The organism is Terriglobus sp. 2YAB30_2 (assembly GCF_052114765.1).
Taxonomy (GTDB): domain Bacteria; phylum Acidobacteriota; class Terriglobia; order Terriglobales; family Acidobacteriaceae; genus Terriglobus.
In genome coordinates, this window is sequence record NZ_JBFRFJ010000007.1 from 176,617 (window position 1) to 197,152 (window position 20,536).

Here is a 20,536-nt window from a genome sequence, read left to right on the forward strand (position 1 = left end):
CTCGTATGGACAAATTTGCGCTCGCAACGCTGGAGCATTTTTCCTGTAGGTGTCATATAGGGCTTCCGCATCTATGGGCGTTTTCCGCAATGAAAACGCCGCTGCACGACACTGCCGGGATACCCAGCAACAGGGGAAATGCTCTGACGACAGGAGTTGGATGACACGCCCTCGCTCAAGCGGCGCCGTTCGACATCGTGCTTCGTTCAAGAACTCGCGCCGTTAGAACCACACCGGTCTCTCCCGAGTGGAGGGTCATCGGGAACGCGAGAATGGACCAGGTCCCCGGCCGTTCATCAGGTTTTGGAACCGAGAGCAGCCCCCGGCGGGTACGGTCGATATATGTCTCGCGTGTGGTCGAGACGGTCGCAATCACTCTGCGCCAGTCGCGCAGTAGATTGGGCATCTCGACAAACATGTTGCGGCCTGGAAACCATTCTCGCGGATGGGCTAGATAGTCCGCCGCGGCTTCGTTGACGTACTGCCAGGTCCCGTCGGTATCCAGAATCTGCACCAGAATGTCATCGCCCAGCGCCATGGAGATGCGTTCGTAAAAGAAGTCACGCGCATCGACCACGACCGGCTTTCCCCGGCGCTTTGCTGAAAAGGATGCAAGAGCATGTAGAAGATCGTCGACAGAGGAGTAGCCCTTGAGCAGGTGCATATCTTCCGGTCCGCCAAAGCGGTGTTCCAGAGTGGCCGAGAGGATGACAATTGGGACCTCCGGCCGGCGGCGCCGCAGCTCAATGGCGACCTCGGTGCCAAACTTGCCATGGCCGAGGTGGTAGTCCAGTACCGCGACGTCAATCTGGTCCAGGAGTTCGTTGGCCTCCTCTACCGTTGAGGCAGGAAGGCAGTGGTACCCATTCTTGCGAAGGATAGCGGTACGCAGCAGCAGGTTTGCCGGTTCGTCATCCAGCAAAAGCACGCGTACCAGCGTGGGCGCGGAAACTTCCTGCTGGAGTTCGTCCATTGTGTCGTTGGCCATCGGTGTCTCCCTTCCTTAGAGACCCGGTGTTGCTTACTGGTTGCCGGAGGTATCGGAAAGTTCTTTCTTTCCTCTTAGTTCTCGAATAATTTCGGGGAGCTTGTTGAAGATCGCGGCAGATTTCAACCATTGTCGGTTATCGATGGCTGGATATCCGGAGACCACTTTACCCGCCGGCACATCGCTCGGAATACCGGTCTGTGCTGTAGCGATGACATTGTCGCCCACATGGAGGTGACCTGCAACACCTACTTGTCCGGCAAGGATGACATTTTTCCCAACTCTGGTGGATCCCGCAAGGCCAACCTGCGCACACAACAATGTGTGTTCTCCGACCGAGGAACCGTGGCCTACCTGTACCAGGTTGTCGATTTTTGCCCCGGTTTTAATGCGGGTTTCACCGATCGAGGCGCGGTCCACCGTCGCATTTGCCTGGATTTCGACGTAGTCCTCCACGACTGCCGGGCCCGACTGCAGAATTTTGTGCCAGTTCCCGGCGCTGTCTTTCGCGAATCCAAAGCCGTCGGCTCCCAGAACGACGCCGTTTTGCAGGGTCACGTGGTCACCCAGGACACAATCCTCCCGTACGACGGCATGGGCATGTGCGAAAAAATGGTCACCGATCGTCACCCCCGGATAGATCACCGTATGAGGCAGCAGCGTGGCGTGGTCGCCGATGGTCACATCGGCAGAGACGACCACGTAGGCGCCGATATGCGCTCCTTCGCCGATGGTTGCGGTTGGATCGATGACGGCTGTAGGGTGAACTCCCGGCGCATACCGAGGAGGGGTGTAAAAGAGCTCGATTGCGCGGGCGAAGGCGTAATACGGATTTGCGGTCCGCAATGTTGCCGCTTCGATCTCTGGAAACTTAGGATCCACCAGCACGGCAGAGGCGCTGGTTGTGCGGGCGGCGGACGCATACTTCGGGTTGGCGACAAAGGTCAGATCGCCAGGGCCTGCTTCTTCGATTCCTGCCAGACCGGTGATCTCGACATCACCATCGCCGACAAGCGTGGCGTTAAGCGCCTCTGCAATGGCTAAGAGTTTCATGCTGGAAATTGTAGAAGTTAGGCGAAAGGTTGGATAGAGCGTTTCCCTGTAGGTGTAGAGCAGGGCTTCCGTATCTATGGCGTTTTCCGCGATGAAAACGCCGCTGCACACTCCTTCCGGGCCTGCCAAATAGGGAAAATGCTCTAATGGATGCGGGGAAGATCGCACGGTGCCAATACCATTTCTCAGGCGGCTGACAGGGAAGGACCGAGACCGGATCTTCAATCTCAGGCTCGCTTTTCTATTGGCATTTGTCGCCGGCGCCACCAATGCCGGTGGCCTCTTTGCGGTAGGTCAGTACACCTCCCACATGTCGGGCATCGTTTCGTCGATCGCCGACAACCTCGCCATCCATCAAGTGCGACTGGCGTTAGCCGGATTGGGATCGTTGGCCTCGTTCCTTATGGGCGCGGCTTGCACGGCGTTGCTGGTCAACTGGGGACGGCGGCGCAATCTGCACAGCCAATATGCCTTTCCCCTCATGCTTGAAGCCATGCTGCTGCTGTGCTTCGGCATCATGGGCAATCGCCTGGTACGGCATGAATGGTTCTTTGTCTCCGGAACGGTCGTGCTGCTGTGCTTCATCATGGGACTGCAAAATGCGATCATCACCAAGCTCTCGCGGGCAGAGATCCGCACGACGCATGTCACCGGCATGGTGACCGATGCCGGCATCGAGCTGGGGAAGTTCCTCTACTGGAGCCGGCATAAAGACGATCCCGTTACCGGAGACATAGCCAAGCTGCGGATTCTTATCGGCCTGGTGGGTCTATTTTTCCTGGGCGGATTGGCGGGAGCGATCTCGTTTCAGCAGGTGGGGTATATCTCGACACTTCCGCTGGCATTTGTTCTGGTGCTTCTGGCGGTGGTTCCGATCACGGATGACCTGCGGCAGCGGCTGCGGTGACGGTCTAAATTCTCAGCAGCCATAGCCGGTGCCCCACATACGCGAAGCTCATGTGGGGTCATCGCAGGGAGCAGAACAAAGGGGTGAGCCATCGGCCCACCCTTTGTCCTGAAAATGCCTGCGTCTTAGCGAACCCGGCTGCTCTCATTGTCGCTGGCGATCTGACCGTCGCGGATGGTGACGATACGATGCGCGAAGTCGGCGATATCCGGTTCATGCGTGACCAGGACGATCGTATTGCCGCGGGCATGCAACTCATCGAGCAGCGCCATGATCTCATCGCCGGTCTTGGAGTCGAGGTTACCGGTCGGCTCGTCGGCCAGGATGATGGAAGGTGAATTGACCAAAGCTCGTGCGATGGCGACGCGCTGACGCTGACCGCCGGACATCTCGTTCGGCTTATGCTCCATACGGGTCCCCAGGCCGACAGACTCCAGCACCTGCTTGGCGCGTTCGATGCGTTCCGCAGCCGGCGTGCCGTTATAGATCAGCGGCAGCTCGACATTGTGGAGTGCCGTCGCGCGGGCCAGCAGGTTGAAGGTTTGAAAGACGAACCCAATCTCTTTGTTGCGGATGCGAGCCAACTCATCATCGTCGAGCTGGGAGACATCATGTCCGTTCAACCAGTATCGGCCTTGCGTTGGCGAGTCCAGGCAGCCGATCAGATTCATGAAGGTCGACTTGCCGGAACCGGAGGGACCCATAATCGCAACGTATTCGTTGTGACGGATGCGGAGGTTGACGCCGCGGAGGGCATGAACTTCCTGCTCACCCATGACGTAGGTCTTCCACAGGTCGTCAGTAACGATGACTTCTCCGTCGTGCGGACCTTCGGCGTTCGGGGTCAGGGTGGGTTCCACTTGGGTCTCCGTCAGCATGTGGTTACTCTCCAATCGTCGTATGCGTGCTTGTACGCTGGCAAGAGGGGAATGGTTCCCCCAATCTACCTACGAGTTACCTACGAGGCGCTCTCGGCGGGCGTCTCCGGAGTATTGTCTCTCTTTACGGTCATGCCTGACTTAAGAGTTCGCAGTACTTTGAAGCGCCCGATTACAATCTCCTGCCCTTCCTTGAGGCCAGAGAGTACCTGAATCTCGGTTGCGCCGGTAACTCCGGTAGCGACTGGGACAAAGCGCACAGCCGGCTTGCCGTTCTTGGGCTCCAGAAGGTAGACCCCCTGGATCGGGTTGGCTTTGAGGCCTGCTGCTTTGGTTGCCGCCTCGGTGGTCTTCTTTGTGGCGGCGTAGATGCTCTCAATGGCCGGGTCGCGCTGTACCAGGGCCTGGATCGGCAGGCTGAGGGCGTTCTCCACCTTCGCCGTTGTGATCTTGGCGGTGCAGGAGAGACCGGGCTTCAGATCGTCGGAGACTTCGTCGAGGGTGACGACCACCTTGAAGTCCTTGGCTTCTTCGGTGCCGGTGGTCGACTGCGAGGTAGCAATGCCGGTGGTGCGCAGCAGCGCCTGGTCGCCTACCTCGGTAACGTGACCTTTAAAGCTGCGGCCGGGCATCGCATCGATCGTCACGTTCACGGTCTGGTCCATCTTCACGTTCACGATGTCGGTCTCATCGACCTTAACCTCCGCGGTGATGACCGACATGTCAGCCAGAGTCATCAGGGTGGAACCGAGGGCGTTCTGAATGCCGGTAACCATGGTCTCGCCCTCACGGACGGGAACGTTGGTGACAAGGGCGTCAAAGGGCGCACGGGAGACGGTCTTATCCAGCGTGTCGAAGTTGGCGCGCTGATTGGCGACCGCCTGCTGAATCTTGCTGGCGGAGGAGTCTGCCTGTGCCTTCGACTGGTTCAGTGAGGCCTCGCGCTGCGCCACGGTCGCAACAGCTACCTCGTAGGCAGCCTTTTTGGCGTCGTAGTCCTGCTTGGAGATGAGTTTTTCCTGGTAGAGCTGCTCAAAACGGTTGTAATCAAAACGTTTCTGAGTCAGATCAGCCTTTGCCTGGATGACGTTTGCCTCGGCGGTCTTAATTGCGGCCTGCGAAGAGCTGAGATCGGTTTTAGCCGCAGCGATGTTCGCGGTCTGGGCAGCAACGGCCGACTCAGGCTGAACGCTCTCGATGGACGCCAGCGTCTGGCCCCTCTTCACGTGATCGCCTTCCTTCACGTAGAGGTGCGTAATGCGGCCGAAGGCGGTGGCGCCGACATTTACATAGGTCTTTGGTTTGATCTGGCCGGTACCGCTCACGATGGAGACAAGCTCCTGGCGGGTGACCTTCGCTGTGGCTACCGGTGTAACGCCGGAACGGCTTTTCGCAATGGAAGCGACGACGACAGTCGCAAGAACAAGGACAACAGCAAGAATGGCAACGATTTTTTTTGCGCTCATGGGCGATTTTCGCGGGAACCTCTGCAGAGCTTCAGTACGCAACCGGATGCGGATTGGTTTCATGGTTTCGAAAAAAGCTCCATGCACAAATCGCATTACCGGTAAGGATGGTGACCATCATACCAGCGGGGCGTCAAACGGATGTACTCCTTGCAGGTTGAGTTCGGTCGAAAACCGCACTAAAATGGGGCGTACAACTCATCGGAGTGTTGTCATCGTTATGAAGACCTGTGGTTTCCTTCTGCTCGGCGCAAGTTTAGTTTTTTCTGCGACAGTCGGAGGAGCAGTCGCCTATGGACAGGACGCTCAGTCCGGTGACAGCAATAGCCCTGCTGCCAAGCCGCAGGTCGTGGAGCATCCCGACCCATTGAAGCGTCGTCTCTCTGACCGCGAGCGCCTTCAGCAGCAGAAGGACCTCAAGAAAGAAATCAAGGGCGAATACAAGAAGTGGCTCGATCAGGACGTCGTCTGGATCATCACGGACGAGGAACTGCAGGCGTTCAAGCAGCTCTCGAATGACGAAGAGCGCGACGCATTCATCGAAGCCTTCTGGCAGCGCCGTAATCCGAACCCGGATTCGCCCGACAACGAATATCGCGAAGAGCACTACCAGCGCATCGCTTACGCGAATGAGCACTTCGCCGCCGGTAAGCCTGGCTGGAAGACCGACCGTGGCCATATCTATATTGCCTACGGCAAACCGGACAGCATCGATTCGCACCCATCGGGCGGACAGTATGAACGTCCCATCGATGAGGGCGGCGGTTCCACCTCGACCTACCCGTTTGAGACCTGGCACTACCGCTATCTTGAGGGTGTCGGCGACAACATCGATATCGAATTTGTCGATACCTGCATGTGCGGCGACTATCACATGACCATCGACCGTTCTGAAAAGGACGCCCTGAAGATGGTTCCCGGCGCCGGTCTCACGCTGTATGAGCAGTGGGGGCAGGGAAGCAAGACCGACCGCTTTACGCAGGGCGGTATGGAGCAGCTTGGTCTCGGACCCCGCAGCTCCATGAACCAGTCCAAGCAGTTCGACCGTCTGAATACGTATGCGAAGCTGATGGCGGCTCCGCAGATCAAATTCAAGGATCTGGAACAGTATCTAACCAAGTCGACCATTCTGAACGGACCTCCGTTCCTCTTTGATGTCCGTACGGACTACGTGAAGGTGACGAACGAGACAGTGCTTGTTCCCCTGACGCTTCAGGTGAAGAACCGCGACGTAACCTTCTCCAACAAGGATGGCGTGTCGACGGGTACGGTCAATATTCTTGGCCGCGTAACCAACCTGAATCACAAGGTTGTGCAGACCTTCGAAGATACGGTCAGCATCCAGGTTCCGAGCGAACTGCTGCCGAAGACCCAGGACAACGTTTCGGTGTATTGGAAGTCGCTGCCGCTGAAGCCGGGACTATATAAGGTGGACATCGCGATCAAGGATGTCAATAATCCTGACCACATCGGCACCTGGAAGCGCAGCGTAAACGTGCCGAAGTTCGACGACGACCGCCTGGCGGCCTCCAGCCTGATTCTGGCTGACAAGATGGAGCGGGTCAGTACTCACGAGATCAGCACCGGCAACTTTGTAATCGGGAATACCCGTATCCGCCCGCGTGTCTCGGCTGGTTCCGGAGTTCCGGTTACCTTCAAGCGCGACCAGAGCCTGAATTTCTGGATGCAGGTCTACAACCTTGGCATCGACGAAAAGAGCAAGGTCAACAGCGCCAAGATCGAGTACCAGATCACCGATCTATCGAATAACAAAGCACTTCTGGATGCGACAGAGGAGACAGCGAAGCTGAATCCGCATGCCGACCAGGTAACGTTGGAGAAAAGTGTCCCGCTTGCCAGCCTGCAGCCTGGCAAGTACCAGGTAACCATCAAGGTGGATGACGGCGTCTCAAAGCAGCAAATTGCTGAGTCAGCGCCGTTTGTTGTGGAGTAATATTGCAGGTCAGGAAGCCGGAAAGCTGCATAGCTGGGCCCAAGGAGCATCGGCGGCAGAGGCAACCTGAAAACGCTGTCCAGGCTGTGTTAAGCAGGGACGCGGATTTTCTGGAATTGGCTGGCGCAGTGTTTCGTGTGTAAGCGCAGTGAAGCGAGTCCGACTCCAATCCGTATCGTTGCTTCTGGTATTGATGCCAGTGGCGATTGGCGTTGCCGTCGCGCAGCCCAAAGGGGCCGATGTGTCAGGTATCGTGCGTGATGCCCAGGGGATTCCCCAGATGGGCGCCCTCGTACAGGCACTTCTGCCGGACGCCACTCCTGCCGGAATGGCGGTGACAGACCTAAAGGGTCATTACGTTATCCGGAATCTCACTCCTGGAAAATATCAGGTACGCGCAAGTGCGGTTTTGTTTCTGCCGTCGATGCGAGGCGATCTTCGTCTTCGCGCCGGTGCTCAGGCCATCGTTAACCTGACGCTGACGACTCTCTTCGAGGAGAGCCGGTGGCTTCCTGCTGAGCGTCGCCAGCCGGACGAACCAGCCGATGAGTGGACCTGGTCGCTGCGTACGGCGGCAAACAGGCCGATTCTGCGCCTGGCAGGCGATCAGGACGTGGTGTTGATCTCTCCTGGACCTGAGGCCCCGCGGCGTGTCAGCCATACGCGGGTTGAAGCAGCCAGTGGAGACGGTTTTGGCCGCGGCGGAGTTAAGAATGCCGTCACGTACGGCGCTGCCAGCAGCGACGGACACGGCACTCTCGTCCGGGCCGGCAGCAGCGCTGTGAGTGGACCCTACGCGATGGGGGCGGCTACAGAAGGTTCGGTGGTTTATCAGCAGCCGGCCGGCATGTTCGGCTATACCCGTACCCGGGTCTCATTCCAGGACCACCCTGAAATGATGGGACAAGGGGGCGCAAGCGGATACCAGGCATACACGGTTGACTCCGCTGAAGTGATGAACTTCGGCGACATGCTTTCCCTGGAAGTCGGTAGCTCTCTCCGCGCTGTACGTATGGGGGCAGCCTCCGTTGAGGCCCGTCCCTTCGTAAAGCTGGCGATGCATCCCAGCGACATGCTGGTGCTGAGCTATCGCATGGCTCGCTCTCGCGAGACGCAGAGCGCGGACGATATCGATGCCGCCGATGCTCCTCTTCCGGTTGCGGTACTACAGGGAGACCGCATGCTACAGGAGCGCGGTACTCACCAGCAATTTGCCGCGACGCTCCGGAATGGTAAAGGAAGTATCCGTACGGCTTACTACCGGGATTCGATCGATCGGCCCATGGTGGCCGGTATTGGGCCTGTTACCGGTTCTCAGCTGGCGCATGGAACCATGCTGGCGGATGCAACGACCGGCACCGCCCGGATGATGGGAGATCCGTATACCTCCGTCGGTTGGAGTGTTTTTGCCAGCGAACAGCTAGGCCAGAGCATCTGGACGACAGTCGAGGTGAATACCGGCGATGCCTTGTCGGTGGTCAATGCACCTCAAACGTCGTCTCAGACGGTCACCAGATTCCGTGCCGGCCGCACGAAATCGGCCGCAATGGGAATTAAGGCGCTGCTGCCAGCTTCGGGGACACAGCTTCGTACGAGCTATCGCTGGCAGAATGAGCAGACGGTCACCCCTGTGAACCTCTTCTCAGCCATGAGCCGTCAGCCCTACCTGAGCTTGTCTGTACGGCAGCCGCTTCGCATTCGCCGCCTCCGGCTCGAGAATATGGAGGCGTTCCTCGACGTTACCAACCTGCTGGAGCAGGGCTATCAGCCGTATCTCTCCTCCGACGGCAGAACCCTCTATCTGGCGCAGTCGCCGCGCATGCTTCAGGCCGGGCTCGCGTTTACCTTCTAATCTCCAGAATCTAAAGTTCTCGTCATTTTCAAGTTTGCTGTTCACAAAAGATAAAGGGCGAGGCCAGTGGCCTCGCCCTTCGTGTATCGGTACCTGAAGATCAGGCGTTGTAGGTGCTCGACGAGACACGGCCGCCGCGGCCGGTCCAGTTGGTGTGGAAGAACTCGCCACGGGGCTTGTCGACCCGCTCATAGGTATGCGCACCGAAGAAGTCACGCTGGGCCTGCAGCAGGTTTGCCGGCAGACGTTCGGTCCGGTAGCCATCGTAGAAGGCCAACGCCGTGGAGAATGCCGGAGTCGGAACGCCGCTCTCGATAGCGTGAACCAGAGCCTTACGCCACGACGCGTGATACTCGTTCAGAATCTTCGAGAAGAAGTCGTCCAGAAGCAAGTTCTCGAGCTTCGGATTCTTGTCGTAGGCGGCCTTGATGTTGCCCAGGAAGACCGAACGGATGATGCAACCACCGCGCCACATCAGTGCGATGCCGCCCATGTTCAGGTTCCAGCCCTGTACCTTTGCAGCCTCACGCAGCAGCATGTAGCCCTGCGCATAGCTGATGAGCTTCGAGCAGAAGAGTGCGCGGCGAACGTTCTCAATAAAGGCCTTCTTATCAGAGCTGTTGTCTGCCTTCGCAGGGCCCTGCAGCACCTTCGATGCGGCGACGCGCTCTTCCTTCAGCGCGGAGAGACAGCGTGCGAAGACGCTTTCGCCGATGAGCGTGACCGGCATGCCGTTGTCCAGAGCGTCGATCGCGGTCCACTTGCCCGTGCCCTTCTGGCCGGCGGTATCCAGAATCTTGTCGAGCAGAGCCTGGCCGTCATCGTCTTTCTTGGCGAAGATCTCAGCGGAGATCTCGATCAGGAAGCTGTCGAGCTCGCCCTTGTTCCACTCGGCAAAGACTTCGTGGAGTTCATCCGCAGTGAGTCCCAGACCATCCTTAAGCAACTGGTAGGCTTCGCAGATCAGCTGCATGTCGCCGTACTCGATGCCGTTATGGACCATCTTTACGTAGTGGCCTGCGCCGCCTTCGCCCACCCAGTCGCAGCAGGGAGTTCCATCTTCGACCTTCGCCGCGATGCCCTGGAAGATCGGCTTTACTGCCGGCCATGCTTCAGGGTTGCCGCCAGGCATGATCGATGGGCCGAAGCGTGCACCTTCCTCACCGCCGGAAACACCGGTGCCGATGTACAGAATGCCCTTGTCGGCGAGCTCCTTGGTGCGGCGGTTCGAGTCCGTAAACAGAGAATTACCACCGTCAATGATGATGTCGCCCTTTTCCAGGTACGGGACGATGGAATTGATGGTCTGATCGACAACCGAGCCGGCCTTCACCATGATCATGATGCGGCGGGGGCGCTTCAGCTTGGAGACCAGCTCCTCGATGGAATGAGCGCCTTCAATGGGCGTACCCTTCGCTTCATTCGCCAGAAACTCATCTACCTTCGACGTGGTGCGATTGTAGACAGCGACCTTGAAGCCGTGGTCGTTCATGTTGAGAACGAGGTTCTGACCCATGACTGCAAGGCCAATCAGGCCGATATCGCATGTTGCTTCAGACATTTCTTCTAAAACCCTTTCAGATCGCTTCTGTGTGCGGGGGATGGTTATTGCATACAAGCATAGTCGAAAGGCAATATTTCTGGCCGAAAAGTGTATGAAAGAAGGATATTCACGAATTGCGTTATCGATTGCGAAGCGCTTTTATCAGAAATACCACAACCCACCGGTGCGATTAGCGTCTCAGTCAAAGAACCCCTTAGAGGAGGCATCCCCAAGTGAACCTGAGTATTCGTCTACTTGTTGCGATGTTTTTACTGCTGCTTCCTGCCTAAGAGGGGCAGCAGCCTCAACAGGATGCCCAGCGAGTACAAGCCGTGCAGCCATCGCCAGCCTGACAGGTAATAGACAGACCGTGCCGGTGGATTCGGGCAGCACGATCAGTGCGGCCAGTATCCGCCGCTCCAGCAGACTCATGTCGTGGCTCGCGGCCAGGGAATCGAGGCGCACGAGATGCATGATGTCCCGTATAGCGTTCCTTGGCTGGCCAATGAGGTGGTCGGCAATCAATTGCTTCGGCAGATTCTTCAAGTCTCACCTATCAAAGCGCAACGAAATCGGAGGGCACCTGCAATTCCGCGGTCTTGAATGTCGTGGGCGCAAATGCAGCCGGTTGCGGCCTCTGCCATAGATGGCAGTCTTCCTCCTCCGATGGTTCTGCGGTCTGCTGCAGTTGTGGCACGCTTCGAGCGAAGGCAAACAACGAGAGAGTGATTCCGTAGAGTCTCCTGTAGGTGTAGTCCAGAGCTTCGACATCCTATGGGCATTTTCCGCAATGAAGACTCCGCTGCATGCCCTTCCGGGATACACGGCAACAGGCTCTAGTGTCCTGAGTCTGAAGTCCTTGCCGTGAATGTTGTCATCCTGAACGTTCGGTGTCCCCAGTGAACTTGTTCGCTGGGGTGATTAGTGAAGGAGCTGCTTCTTCAACGCTTTCGGATGGCAAAGCTGTTCATGATTTATGTTGCGAACTTTAGACTCACCCCACTAGAGGACCGGGTGCATTCTTCGCCAGGTGCTGTTGCTCTTGTCCACACGCGGGAACGAAGATGCCGCCTCCATAGTTGAGAGTGAATCGCATGATTCGGTCGGCATTTTTTTCGAGCAAGTGCGGGGTATACTCAAGAGCCATAGACAGGATTGATGGTGCTTCATAGGGTCTTCAACGCGCTTGGCAACCTCCCCCTCCGGTTGTCTTTTTGGACTGAAGTGGCTCTCGGAGCTCTGGTTGCGTGCATCCCATTTGGCTTGAGTCTGATAATGGCTCCCAACCATCGGTCGCCTTACCTGCTCTCATATCCGGCAGTGATTCTGAGTGCCTGGGTTCTTGGTTTATCAGGTGCGATAGCTTGCGCCGTCGTGTCCGGATGCGGGATTGAGTATTTTATCTTCGCGACGCATCGCATCAATCTCACTCCTGATTCGAGTGGGTGGTTGTTCCGGGAGTGCGTCTTTATCGTTGGGTCGATCTTCGTGGGCAGCCTCACACGTATTGCAGCGCGGGAGCGTGAAGAAGCGAAGACGGTAAAGCTGGAACATGAGCTGACACTCTCGCGGACGGAAAGCTATCTTGCGCAGGAGCACGCCCGCGCCAGCGAGTTAGCCCGAGAGAATCAGGTTCGCATCGAGATGGCGCTTGATGGTGCGAATGCCGGTGTGTGGGAATGGGATATCCAGTCCAATCATGAGATCTGGTCGACTGGTTTCTATCGTCTACATGGCATCGATCCATCGCTGCAGGCCGGTAATGAACTCTGGCGGCGTATTGTCCATCCTGACGATGTTGAGCAGGCCGAACGGGAACTCGAGCTTGCCGTCCAGCGGAAAGATTCCTGCTATACCGAATACAGAGTCGTCCTTCCAGACGGCACTATCCGATGGATTGCTTGTCAGGGAGTCACACAGCTTGATGATGCCGGAGAGGTGCGCGGAATCACAGGATACTGCGGAGACGTAACCAGGCGAAGGCTGACAGATCAAGCACTTTTGAGAACCGAGAAGCTAGCTGTTGCCGGCCGCTTGTCGGCCGCGATCGCGCATGAGATCAATAATCCGCTGAATGCCGCTATGGGGTTGTTGTTTTTGCTGAAAGACAGCGGGTTAAGCCCGGAACAGACTCACCATGTTGAAGAGACCGGGCAACAGCTCGAACGGGTTGTGGAGATCACGCGGCAGACCCTTCAGATGTCGCGGAGCACGTCAAAGTTTGTTGCCATAAAACCCGCGGAACTTGTGAACGCGACGGTGCGTTTGCTTTCCCCAAAGCTGCATCTCGCCAAGATCGCGTTCGATACTGAGACTGAAGGGAACGCGGAGGTTCTTGGTTCTCCTGGTGAGTTACAACAGGTATTTACAAATCTCATCAACAACTCTATTGAGGCAATGCCGCAAGGAGGACGACTTCGCGCCAGCGTACGTCCATCTTGTCATTGGAAGGAACGGGCGCTTCGCGGAGTTCGCATTACGATTGCGGACTCAGGTTGCGGTATGCCGGCTGAAGTCTATCGGCATATGCTTGAACCGTTTTTCACCACGAAAGAAGAGACAGGTACCGGACTTGGCATGTGGGTTGTTTCAGAGCTCCTGGCAAAGCACCATGGTGAGCTGACTATACGCAGCAGCATGCGGCCGGCTCATCATGGAACGACCTGTTCCATCTTCATCCCTTTTGTACCCACTCAAGTTTGAGTTGTCTCGATTTGAGACAGTGACTTAATCTCGGACACCGACATATATCTCTGCCTCCATCCAACTAGACTGTGCGGCGGCAGAACAGCAAGCTTGCTCCGCGGCCGTTCTATTGCCGGCCTGCCGCAGTATGATCAGTGCGGGAGGGAAGGATCGATTGGTGACAACGAGCCCTGCCACCGAAACCGATACGAGACTGGGAGTATCGACACACGCTCTGCTGGCGTTTGCCGGTGGCTACCTCGACGCATTTACCTACATCGGGCATGGCCATGTCTTCGCGAATGCAATGACAGGGAATGTCATCCTGCTCGCGATTGATCTGGTGACCGTCGCCTGGCAGGATGCCGGTCGTCACTTCCTGGTGCTGGTGATGTTTCTGCTTGGTATTGCAGCAGCAAGGCTGATGCGGCATGAGTACATTGCCCCCGCCATTCGTCTTCCGGAAGCTGCAGTGCTGGTGTTAGAGATCGCAATCCTGATGTGTCTGAGCTTTTCTACAAGCTACGGCGCGTCTCTCGGGATATCCATGGCAATCGCATTTGCCGCTTCGCTCCAGGTGGCCACGTTCCGGCAGGTTAACAAGCAGAGTTATAGCTCGACATTTACGACGGGAAATCTGCACACGATGATGAGGAGCTGGCTTGCGTGGCTCGTCGCCGGCCGATCCGCGGATGACCTGCAACAGGCAAAGGTTTTTGCTCAAATCTGTGGGATGTTCTTCTTAGGAGCTGTTCTCGGGGCGTACTGCACCCCACGTTTTCATAACCACGCGCTTTGGGGCGAGTGTTTCTTCCTGCTGGTCGTGCTGGTGAGGGTCGTGTTGGTGAGAAGCAAATACCTCTCCCTCGCAGAGAGGTAGATTGCCATCCAGCAAGCGGATAGCCACATAATCGGAGAAGCTAAAGCATTTCTCCTAAAGGTGTAGAGCGAAGCTTTGACTGTTTGCGCCGTTTTCCTTCGAAGAAAACGGCATTCGCAGATTTATCCAACGCTACAGTATTAGGAGAATTGCTCTAAAGCAACCGGAACATTTACTTTTACGATCACGGTCACGGATTTGTTGAGCTATTCGGGGAGTCAGACGTTCTCGATCGCGATAGCTGCATCCTTCGCCGGCGGCTCAGATACGTTCATCGCCTGACGTTGGTAGATTTGTCTCGCAAAGTACCAGCCTAGCCATGCCATGCTCAGCCACATGTTAATGTGCGAGTGGAGGCTTGATAGCAAAGCAATATAAGACAGGCTCATGATCACAAGCAGGAGTGAATCGAGCTTTGGCTTCATGAGGGCAATGGCGACGAAAGCGATGGATTGGTCGGTGAGCCAAGAGTAGGGTGCAACAGCCAACGAAACCAGCACGAGCAGGGGAATGCGTTGCTCCCAAGACCAATGTTCGCGATGCCTGATGAAATGGCATAACGACCAAATCGAAGCAAGCGCAGTCGGTATCAGTTGGGGCCATACTGCTTTAAGCTTCAACGCGGTGCGGAGCGCTGACCCGAGGGCTGGAATAAACTCATTTTCGATGCCATTGCTTCGAATCATTCGAGCATAGTCTGACCACACCGCGTGATCGAAATAGATCGGCACGACAGAGCACACGACCACCGCAAAGATCATCGCGTAAAGGACGCGATACCGTCTTCGATATATGGCCCAGGCCACTATGGCGACCATCAGTGGGGCAGCCAGATGAGGCTTAATAAGACAAAGAGCGAGGAACGAACCTGCTAAGTAAGGCCGCTGCTCGTTGAAGCGCAGGAACATCGCAATGCCCAGCAAAGGAAAGATCCCCGTCTGTCCCATAACCAGGCAGAGTAGGCACGGGACGAAGCTGTAGCCGAGGAATCTCGTATAAGAATCCCCATCGACGAGAAGCTCTACCGACGTAACCAGGCAGCCGATTAGGAATAGAAGCCAGCAAACGTACGCGACACGAGAAGGCATGAGCCCGATTGGCAGTGTCAGAAATAAAGCGTTCGGGGCATTCCGCATCATCATCACGGGGTAGTTGCGCGGATAGCCAGCATCGACTTCAAGGGAAAAGATGGTTTGCGGATCATAGGGATTACGATGTTCCAGCAACTGCCTGCCGCTCGCCCAATATGAAATGAAGTCGTGGGTTCCTGCATGGCTGCCAGTCAATGAAGTGGCTAAGATCGACCAATTTAGAAGCGAACCGACGACGACCACGGCCAGAGCTATGAAGTAGATGACGCTCGGCTTTGGGGCTACCTCGCTCACGTTGTCAACTCGCCTCAGCTTTCCGGGGAGGGCTTCCACGCTACCATGCGCCCCCCAAAAAATTAAAGGAGAAAATACATGCCGCCGAAGATTTCTCCGCCTGCAGCGCAGGAGCTGGAGGTTCTGGAACTCATCGTTTGGAAAGTTATGAATACTGAATGGGGCAGATGGTGGACGCGGAAGGAATCGAACCTTCAACCTGTCGATTAAGAGTCGAATGCTCTGCCAATTGAGCTACGCGTCCGATGGGTTGTTCTCAGCCCTCGCCGATGTGCTGGCCAGCGCTGAACACTTTATTGACTATAGCACAGATCACACGCAAGACGAACCGGCCCCTGTTGAGAACATGGTGCCGATGGTGGTGCTCGTGAAGAAATAGCAAACGCAGGCCCAGAATGACCGCGGCCCGTAGCTATGCCTCCAGCATGCGGTACAGTGTCGAGCGGCTGATGCCGAGCAGCTCTGCTGTGCGTACCTTGTTGCCTTCGCACTGTGCCAGCACCCCACGCACGTGGCGAGAGATCAGGTCATCCAGACGGACGGGCAGCGAATCTGCTTTCACCGGCGATTCCGGCTCTGGAAGCGAGATCGTATGAATGACAATTCCTTCCTGTTGCATGGCGGCGTTGTTCAGCACGCTCTCTAGTTCGCGAATGTTGCCAGGCCACGAATAGCTGCGGAGTATTTCCATGGCCTCACTCGAGATCTCCATAGCCGGCTTGTGATATCGATCTCCAGCGCGGGAGAGGATGTGCTCCACAAGTAATGGCAGATCTTCCATGCGCTGCCGCAGCGGTGGCACCTCGATCTCGACTGTCGAGAGACGGTAATACAGGTCTGAGCGGAACTCACCGATGGCGGCCTGATGCCGCAGATTACGATACGTAGCCGCGATAATGCGGGTGTCGACCATGCGCATCAGGCGCAGCAGCTTCGCCTGAACGGCGGACGAGGTGTCGCCGACTTCATCCAGGAACAGCGTTCCACGAGCGGCTGATTCCAACGACTCTTCAATGGTTGCAGCAGGGTCGTAGACCAGAAAAGGCTCGTTCGCGGCAGGGCTGAGTTGATGCAGGGTACGCGCAGCAAGCTCTTTGCCGGCGCCGGTTTCACCTGTCAACAAAATGGTGCGGAAGTGTGGCCCAATGCGCTCGAGCTGTAATCTCAACCGCTCCATTGCTGGACTGCTGCCAAGCATCTCGAAGAACCGGGGCTGGGGAATGTATTCCATAACAGACATGGCTCACTTTCTCCATCGGCCAATCCAATGGAAAAGTGAGCCATGTCTGTAACAAAAGAGTTTTCTAAACTTACGCTGTGGTTTTGGCGCAGTAGGTGTCGAAAGCCCGCTGCAGCTCCTGGGCGATAGCGGGAGCAGTCGATGTCTCGATCGCCGAGCGCTGCATCAGGTATACCAACTGTCCATCACGCAGAATGGCGATCGACGGCGAGGTCGGCGGATGTCCGCCAAAGTAACCGCGCGCCTTTTCGGTGGCCTCACGGTCCTGACCGGCGAAGACAGTAATGGACTGGTCCGGGAGAGTGGGGTTCGACAGGGCCATGCGAACGCCGGGGCGCATCTTACCGGCAGCGCAGCCACAGATCGAATTCACAATCACCATAGTGGTGCCAGGCTTGGCCAGGGCTGTGTCCACTTCGGTCGCGGTGCGAGCCTCTGCGATGCCTGCGCGGGTCAACTCTTCGCGCATGGGGATGACCATGATCTCTGGGTACATTATTCGGATTTCCTCCAGATTCCATTGTAAATGGTCTAGAGCTCGACCGGTTCCTGCTCCAGACGAATGCCGAAACGGGTTTCCACACCGGCCCGCAGATGGTCGCGCAGGGCCAGAATCTCCCCCGCCGTCGCTCCGCCGCGGTTGGTGAGGGCTAACGCATGTCTGGTGGAGAGTCCAGCCTGGCCGAGAGTAAAGCCTTTGTGGAAACCGCTGGCCTCCAGAAGCCATGCTGCCGACAGCTTCACACCTCCGGGTGCGGGCCAGTGGGGTACGGTGGCATGGCCGGTGGCGATGGACTCGTAGACCTCGGCCGGAACGACGGGATTCTTGAAGAAAGACCCGGCGGACTGGGTATCCGCATCGCCGGGAATCAGAACCATGCCCTTGGTTGCGCGAATCTTCCGGACCTTGGTCGCAACCTCCATCAGCGAGGGCGTTTCACTCGGCAGAAACGCGCGCTGCAGATCGGCGTAGGCCAACGATGGAGCACCGCCGGGTAACAGCCGGAAGCTCACCGCCGTGACGATATACCGGTCGATGTCCTCGTGATTGAAGCGAGAACGACGGTAGGCAAAGCCACATTCTGCATTGGTGAACACGAGCGGTGTGAGTGTTGCCCGATCGATAGCGCGAACCTGGGTGATGGTCTGCGAGACCTCCTGCCCATAGGCGCCCACATTCTGGACTGGCGTCCCACCCACCGTGCCGGGAATGCCTGCGAGGCACTCAATGCCTTGTAGGTTCCGCTCAGCGGCAAGCTGCACCAGTGCATCCCACTCTTCGCCCGCCGCCGCTATCAACGTGTGGCCCTGCTGCGCGATCCCTTTCAGCGCAATGCGAATCACCAGCCCATCGAAGCCGCTGTCATGTACAAGCAGATTGGAACCGCCTCCCAGGACAAAGACTGGAATACGCTCTTCCCGTGCGAAACGCAGCGCATCAAAGATCTCGGTTTCGCCGCCTGCCTCGACGAAGAGACGAGCCGCGCCACCGACCTTCAACGTGGTGTAGGGTGCGAGCGGAATGTTCTGCTGGATACGCACGGACAGACTACAGAGTAAAGGTTCGTGACCCATCGAGGCTGCGCAAGAGCTGAAGGCGTTCCTCGGCGAGCACCTCCTGCGCCGGTCCCTGAGCTGCGATGCGTCCCTCATGAAGCTTGATCACTTCCGCCTCCAGAAGAAGCGCTTCCGTGACATCATGCGTGACGGAGAGGATGGGAAGCCTGTGCTCGCGCGTCCATTGCTTGAGCGTGAGCAGAAGCTCATCGCGCAACGTCTGCTCCAGCCCGGTAAACGGTTCATCCAGCAGCACCAGGCGCGAGTACCTGGGCATCAGCGCACGGGCTACGCTGACGCGTTGTGCCTGGCCACCGGAAAGTTGTGCCGGATAGCGCTCCAGAAGATCGCCAATACGGAACAGGCGAACCAGATCCTGAAACCGCTCGGCATGGAGCTCCTGTTCCCGCTTGAAATCTCCCGTCGGGAGTTCGCGGCCAAATTCGAGATTCCCTTTGACCGTCATATGTGGAAACAGCGCAGCCTGCTGTGAGGCGAGGGGGATATGGCGTTTCCAGGCTGGTGCACCTCCGCGCAACCCGGCGATGCTGCGAAGGATGGTCGACTTCCCGGAGCCTGACGGTCCGAAGAGTACCGTCCACGGCGAGCGCAGCACCACAGTGACGTCAATCGTGATGGAGTCCAGCGTCGCGGTGATATGTTCGTGCAGCAATGGCTCAGACAAGGCGAGTGCTCCTTTGTCCGGCTCGCCAGTGGACGAGCAACAACGAAACAAACGAGAAGACCAGCAGAAGAAGAGCCGTGCGATTGGCTGCAGCAAAGTTGAAGTCGGCAACCTGATCGTAGAGCGCGATGGAGAGGGTCCGCGTTGCGCCCGGGATATTGCCGCCCAGCATCAGCACGACTCCGAATTCGCCGACGGTATGGGTGAAGGTCAGAATCCCGGCGGTCAGCAACGATGGACGTATCAGCGGCATGGTCACCCGTACAAAGACAACCGAGGGCCGGGCGCCCAGCGTCGCTGCAGCCTCCCGCAACTCTGGCGCGATCGCCATCATGCCGCTGACCAGGGGTTGTACGGCGAAGGGAAGGCTGTACAGCAGGGAACCTATCAGCAGCCCCGTAAAAGAGAAGGCGAGTGGATGTCCGAGAGTCGTTGTGATGACGCGTCCGACTGCGGTCGTGGGGCCAAGCAGCACGAGGAGGTAAAAGCCCAGCACAGTCGGCGGCAGTACCAATGGCAGAGCAACCAGCGCTTGCACCAGCGGACGCAAACGGCTTTGTCCGTGGGACAGCCATGCCGCCAGCGGGAGTCCAAGGCACAGCAGAATGGCGGTCGTGGTGAGAGCCAGGCGGAATGTCAGCCACAGAGCGTCGAGATCCATCGGTGAAGGACAGTGTACCGGGGCTTTTGTGACGGACTCACTTCACCGGCGTGAGTCCCAGGTCAGGGAGGTGCGGCTGAACTTCGCTCGAGAGAAACCAGTTCAGAAACGCGTGAGCCGCATCGCGCTGGGCTGAGCTGCGCAGCACGACTGCTGTCTGCGTGATGGGGTTATAGCTGGCAAAAGGGAAGAGCACGAACGTCCCGGACTGTTTGAACTTCGGGGAGACTGCCAGCGTCTTCGAGATGATGGCAAGTTCGGCATTCCCGGTGAAAGCAAACTGGCCGGCTTGACCTACGTTTTCAGCGCGCACAAGGTGATCCTTGACCTTGTCCTGGAGCTTGAGAGCTTTCAAGGCCTCCACTGCAGCACGGCCATATGGGGCGTGCTCCGGGTCGGCGATCGCAAGGGACTTGAGATTGGATGATTCCAGTGCCGACAGTTGGAGAGGATTGAAGGGAGAACCATTCCGCGTCCATAACACCAGGGTCCCCTTGGCGTAAGCAATCGGGCTGCCGGTATCTGCCAGGTTGGCAGCGACAACCTTCTCCGGGAAGTAGAAGTCGGCCCCCATGAAGACGTCGAAGGGCCCTCCCGGGCCCGCGGAGATGATCTGGCTGGCCAGGATGGAAGAGGCTGCATAGGAGACCAGCAGGTGGACGTTGGCCTTCTTCTCATAGACCGGCCCCACGGCCTCAAGCACCGGCTGCAGATCGGCTGCCGCTGCAATCCGCAACTCTATCGGTTTTGTCTGCCCGAGTACTGGGGGAATCAGGAGCAAGAGGAGCAGCGCTTTGAGCAT

The 20,536-nt window shown here is 57.4% G+C and carries 17 protein-coding genes, 1 tRNA gene and 1 pseudogene; 5 read left to right on the forward strand and 14 right to left on the reverse strand.

Features of this window, described 5'->3' with window-relative positions; genetic code table 11:
* Positions 1-175: 175 nt before the first annotated feature.
* Both AB4Y89_RS12715 and lpxD read right to left on the reverse strand, forming a co-directional pair.
* On the reverse strand, positions 176-988 hold the full coding sequence (locus AB4Y89_RS12715) for a response regulator (protein ID WP_442301303.1): 813 nt from the start codon (positions 986-988) through the stop codon (positions 176-178).
* A 33-nt stretch (positions 989-1,021) separates the two neighbouring features.
* Positions 1,022-2,041 (reverse strand): UDP-3-O-(3-hydroxymyristoyl)glucosamine N-acyltransferase, encoded by a 1,020-nt coding sequence (lpxD, locus tag AB4Y89_RS12720; RefSeq protein ID WP_442301304.1) that lies wholly within the window; start codon positions 2,039-2,041, stop codon positions 1,022-1,024.
* A gap of 169 nt (positions 2,042-2,210) precedes the next feature.
* On the opposite strand from lpxD, the pseudogene AB4Y89_RS12725 reads away from it, so the two are divergent.
* Positions 2,211-2,942, forward strand: a pseudogene (locus AB4Y89_RS12725) (YoaK family protein); the annotation flags it as partial.
* Positions 2,943-3,073: 131 nt separating this feature from the next.
* On the opposite strand, the gene AB4Y89_RS12730 reads toward AB4Y89_RS12725, so the two are convergent.
* Together AB4Y89_RS12730 and AB4Y89_RS12735 are read right to left on the reverse strand one after the other, a co-directional pair.
* Positions 3,074-3,826 carry an ABC transporter ATP-binding protein gene (locus AB4Y89_RS12730; protein ID WP_442301305.1) on the reverse strand — a complete coding sequence of 251 codons (753 nt, stop codon included), beginning with the start codon at positions 3,824-3,826 and terminating at the stop codon, positions 3,074-3,076.
* An 80-nt stretch (positions 3,827-3,906) separates the two neighbouring features.
* On the reverse strand, positions 3,907-5,292 hold the full coding sequence (locus tag AB4Y89_RS12735) for an efflux RND transporter periplasmic adaptor subunit (protein WP_442301306.1): 1,386 nt from the start codon (positions 5,290-5,292) through the stop codon (positions 3,907-3,909).
* 220 nt (positions 5,293-5,512) lie between these two features.
* Between AB4Y89_RS12735 and AB4Y89_RS12740 the strand changes: the two genes are divergently transcribed.
* Positions 5,513-7,246, forward strand: a complete 1,734-nt coding sequence (locus AB4Y89_RS12740; RefSeq protein ID WP_442301307.1) for a GWxTD domain-containing protein — start codon at positions 5,513-5,515, stop codon at positions 7,244-7,246.
* Positions 7,247-7,394: 148 nt separating this feature from the next.
* Positions 7,395-9,098, forward strand: a complete 1,704-nt coding sequence (locus AB4Y89_RS12745; protein ID WP_442301308.1) for a carboxypeptidase-like regulatory domain-containing protein — start codon at positions 7,395-7,397, stop codon at positions 9,096-9,098.
* Between the two features lie 100 nt (positions 9,099-9,198).
* On the opposite strand, the gene gnd is transcribed toward AB4Y89_RS12745, so the two are convergent.
* The gene (gene gnd, locus AB4Y89_RS12750) at positions 9,199-10,659 is read right to left on the reverse strand and encodes a decarboxylating NADP(+)-dependent phosphogluconate dehydrogenase (RefSeq protein ID WP_442301309.1); all 1,461 of its coding nucleotides are present in this window, start codon (positions 10,657-10,659) and stop codon (positions 9,199-9,201) included.
* Positions 10,660-10,839: 180 nt separating this feature from the next.
* The gene (locus AB4Y89_RS12755) at positions 10,840-11,187 is read right to left on the reverse strand and encodes a hypothetical protein (protein ID WP_442301310.1); all 348 of its coding nucleotides are present in this window, start codon (positions 11,185-11,187) and stop codon (positions 10,840-10,842) included.
* Between the two features lie 612 nt (positions 11,188-11,799).
* On the opposite strand from AB4Y89_RS12755, the gene AB4Y89_RS12760 reads away from it, so the two are divergent.
* Together AB4Y89_RS12760 and AB4Y89_RS12765 are read left to right on the forward strand one after the other, a co-directional pair.
* Positions 11,800-13,344, forward strand: coding sequence for an ATP-binding protein (locus AB4Y89_RS12760; RefSeq protein ID WP_442301311.1), 1,545 nt, complete (start codon positions 11,800-11,802; stop codon positions 13,342-13,344).
* 160 nt (positions 13,345-13,504) lie between these two features.
* A complete protein-coding gene (locus AB4Y89_RS12765) occupies positions 13,505-14,206 on the forward strand; it encodes a YoaK family protein (protein WP_442301312.1) in 702 nt (233 codons plus the stop codon).
* Between the two features lie 218 nt (positions 14,207-14,424).
* On the opposite strand, the gene AB4Y89_RS12770 is transcribed toward AB4Y89_RS12765, so the two are convergent.
* From AB4Y89_RS12770 to modA, 8 genes are all read right to left on the reverse strand, one after another.
* Positions 14,425-15,591, reverse strand: coding sequence for a glycosyltransferase family 87 protein (locus tag AB4Y89_RS12770; protein WP_442301313.1), 1,167 nt, complete (start codon positions 15,589-15,591; stop codon positions 14,425-14,427).
* A 168-nt stretch (positions 15,592-15,759) separates the two neighbouring features.
* A tRNA-Lys gene (locus AB4Y89_RS12775) sits at positions 15,760-15,835 on the reverse strand.
* A 168-nt stretch (positions 15,836-16,003) separates the two neighbouring features.
* Positions 16,004-16,831 (reverse strand): sigma 54-interacting transcriptional regulator, encoded by an 828-nt coding sequence (locus AB4Y89_RS12780; protein ID WP_442301314.1) that lies wholly within the window; start codon positions 16,829-16,831, stop codon positions 16,004-16,006.
* Between the two features lie 70 nt (positions 16,832-16,901).
* Entirely contained in the window at positions 16,902-17,327 is a 426-nt protein-coding gene (locus AB4Y89_RS12785) for a BrxA/BrxB family bacilliredoxin (RefSeq protein WP_442301315.1), read from the reverse strand.
* Between the two features lie 35 nt (positions 17,328-17,362).
* A complete protein-coding gene (locus tag AB4Y89_RS12790; RefSeq protein WP_442301316.1) occupies positions 17,363-18,373 on the reverse strand; it encodes a UDP-N-acetylmuramate dehydrogenase in 1,011 nt (336 codons plus the stop codon).
* Positions 18,374-18,380: 7 nt separating this feature from the next.
* On the reverse strand, positions 18,381-19,073 hold the full coding sequence (locus AB4Y89_RS12795) for an ATP-binding cassette domain-containing protein (RefSeq protein WP_442301317.1): 693 nt from the start codon (positions 19,071-19,073) through the stop codon (positions 18,381-18,383).
* Positions 19,066-19,734 carry a molybdate ABC transporter permease subunit gene (gene modB / locus AB4Y89_RS12800; RefSeq protein ID WP_442301318.1) on the reverse strand — a complete coding sequence of 223 codons (669 nt, stop codon included), beginning with the start codon at positions 19,732-19,734 and terminating at the stop codon, positions 19,066-19,068. The genes AB4Y89_RS12795 and modB overlap by 8 nt, the downstream gene beginning before the upstream one ends.
* A 37-nt stretch (positions 19,735-19,771) precedes the next feature.
* Complete coding sequence (modA, locus tag AB4Y89_RS12805) at positions 19,772-20,536, reverse strand: molybdate ABC transporter substrate-binding protein (RefSeq protein ID WP_442301319.1); 765 nt, start codon at positions 20,534-20,536, stop codon at positions 19,772-19,774.

Coding starts and splice junctions, on each gene's coding strand:
- AB4Y89_RS12715 (WP_442301303.1), bottom strand. CDS start 988: ATGGCCAACGACACAATGGACGAACTCCAGCAGGAAGTTTCCGCGCCC.
- lpxD (WP_442301304.1), bottom strand. CDS start 2,041: ATGAAACTCTTAGCCATTGCAGAGGCGCTTAACGCCACGCTTGTCGGC.
- AB4Y89_RS12730 (WP_442301305.1), bottom strand. CDS start 3,826: ATGCTGACGGAGACCCAAGTGGAACCCACCCTGACCCCGAACGCCGAA.
- AB4Y89_RS12735 (WP_442301306.1), bottom strand. CDS start 5,292: ATGAGCGCAAAAAAAATCGTTGCCATTCTTGCTGTTGTCCTTGTTCTT.
- AB4Y89_RS12740 (WP_442301307.1), top strand. CDS start 5,513: ATGAAGACCTGTGGTTTCCTTCTGCTCGGCGCAAGTTTAGTTTTTTCT.
- gnd (WP_442301309.1), bottom strand. CDS start 10,659: ATGTCTGAAGCAACATGCGATATCGGCCTGATTGGCCTTGCAGTCATG.
- AB4Y89_RS12760 (WP_442301311.1), top strand. CDS start 11,800: ATGGTGCTTCATAGGGTCTTCAACGCGCTTGGCAACCTCCCCCTCCGG.
- AB4Y89_RS12780 (WP_442301314.1), bottom strand. CDS start 16,831: ATGTCTGTTATGGAATACATTCCCCAGCCCCGGTTCTTCGAGATGCTT.
- AB4Y89_RS12785 (WP_442301315.1), bottom strand. CDS start 17,327: ATGTACCCAGAGATCATGGTCATCCCCATGCGCGAAGAGTTGACCCGC.
- modB (WP_442301318.1), bottom strand. CDS start 19,734: ATGGATCTCGACGCTCTGTGGCTGACATTCCGCCTGGCTCTCACCACG.
- modA (WP_442301319.1), bottom strand. CDS start 20,536: ATGCTCAAAGCGCTGCTCCTCTTGCTCCTGATTCCCCCAGTACTCGGG.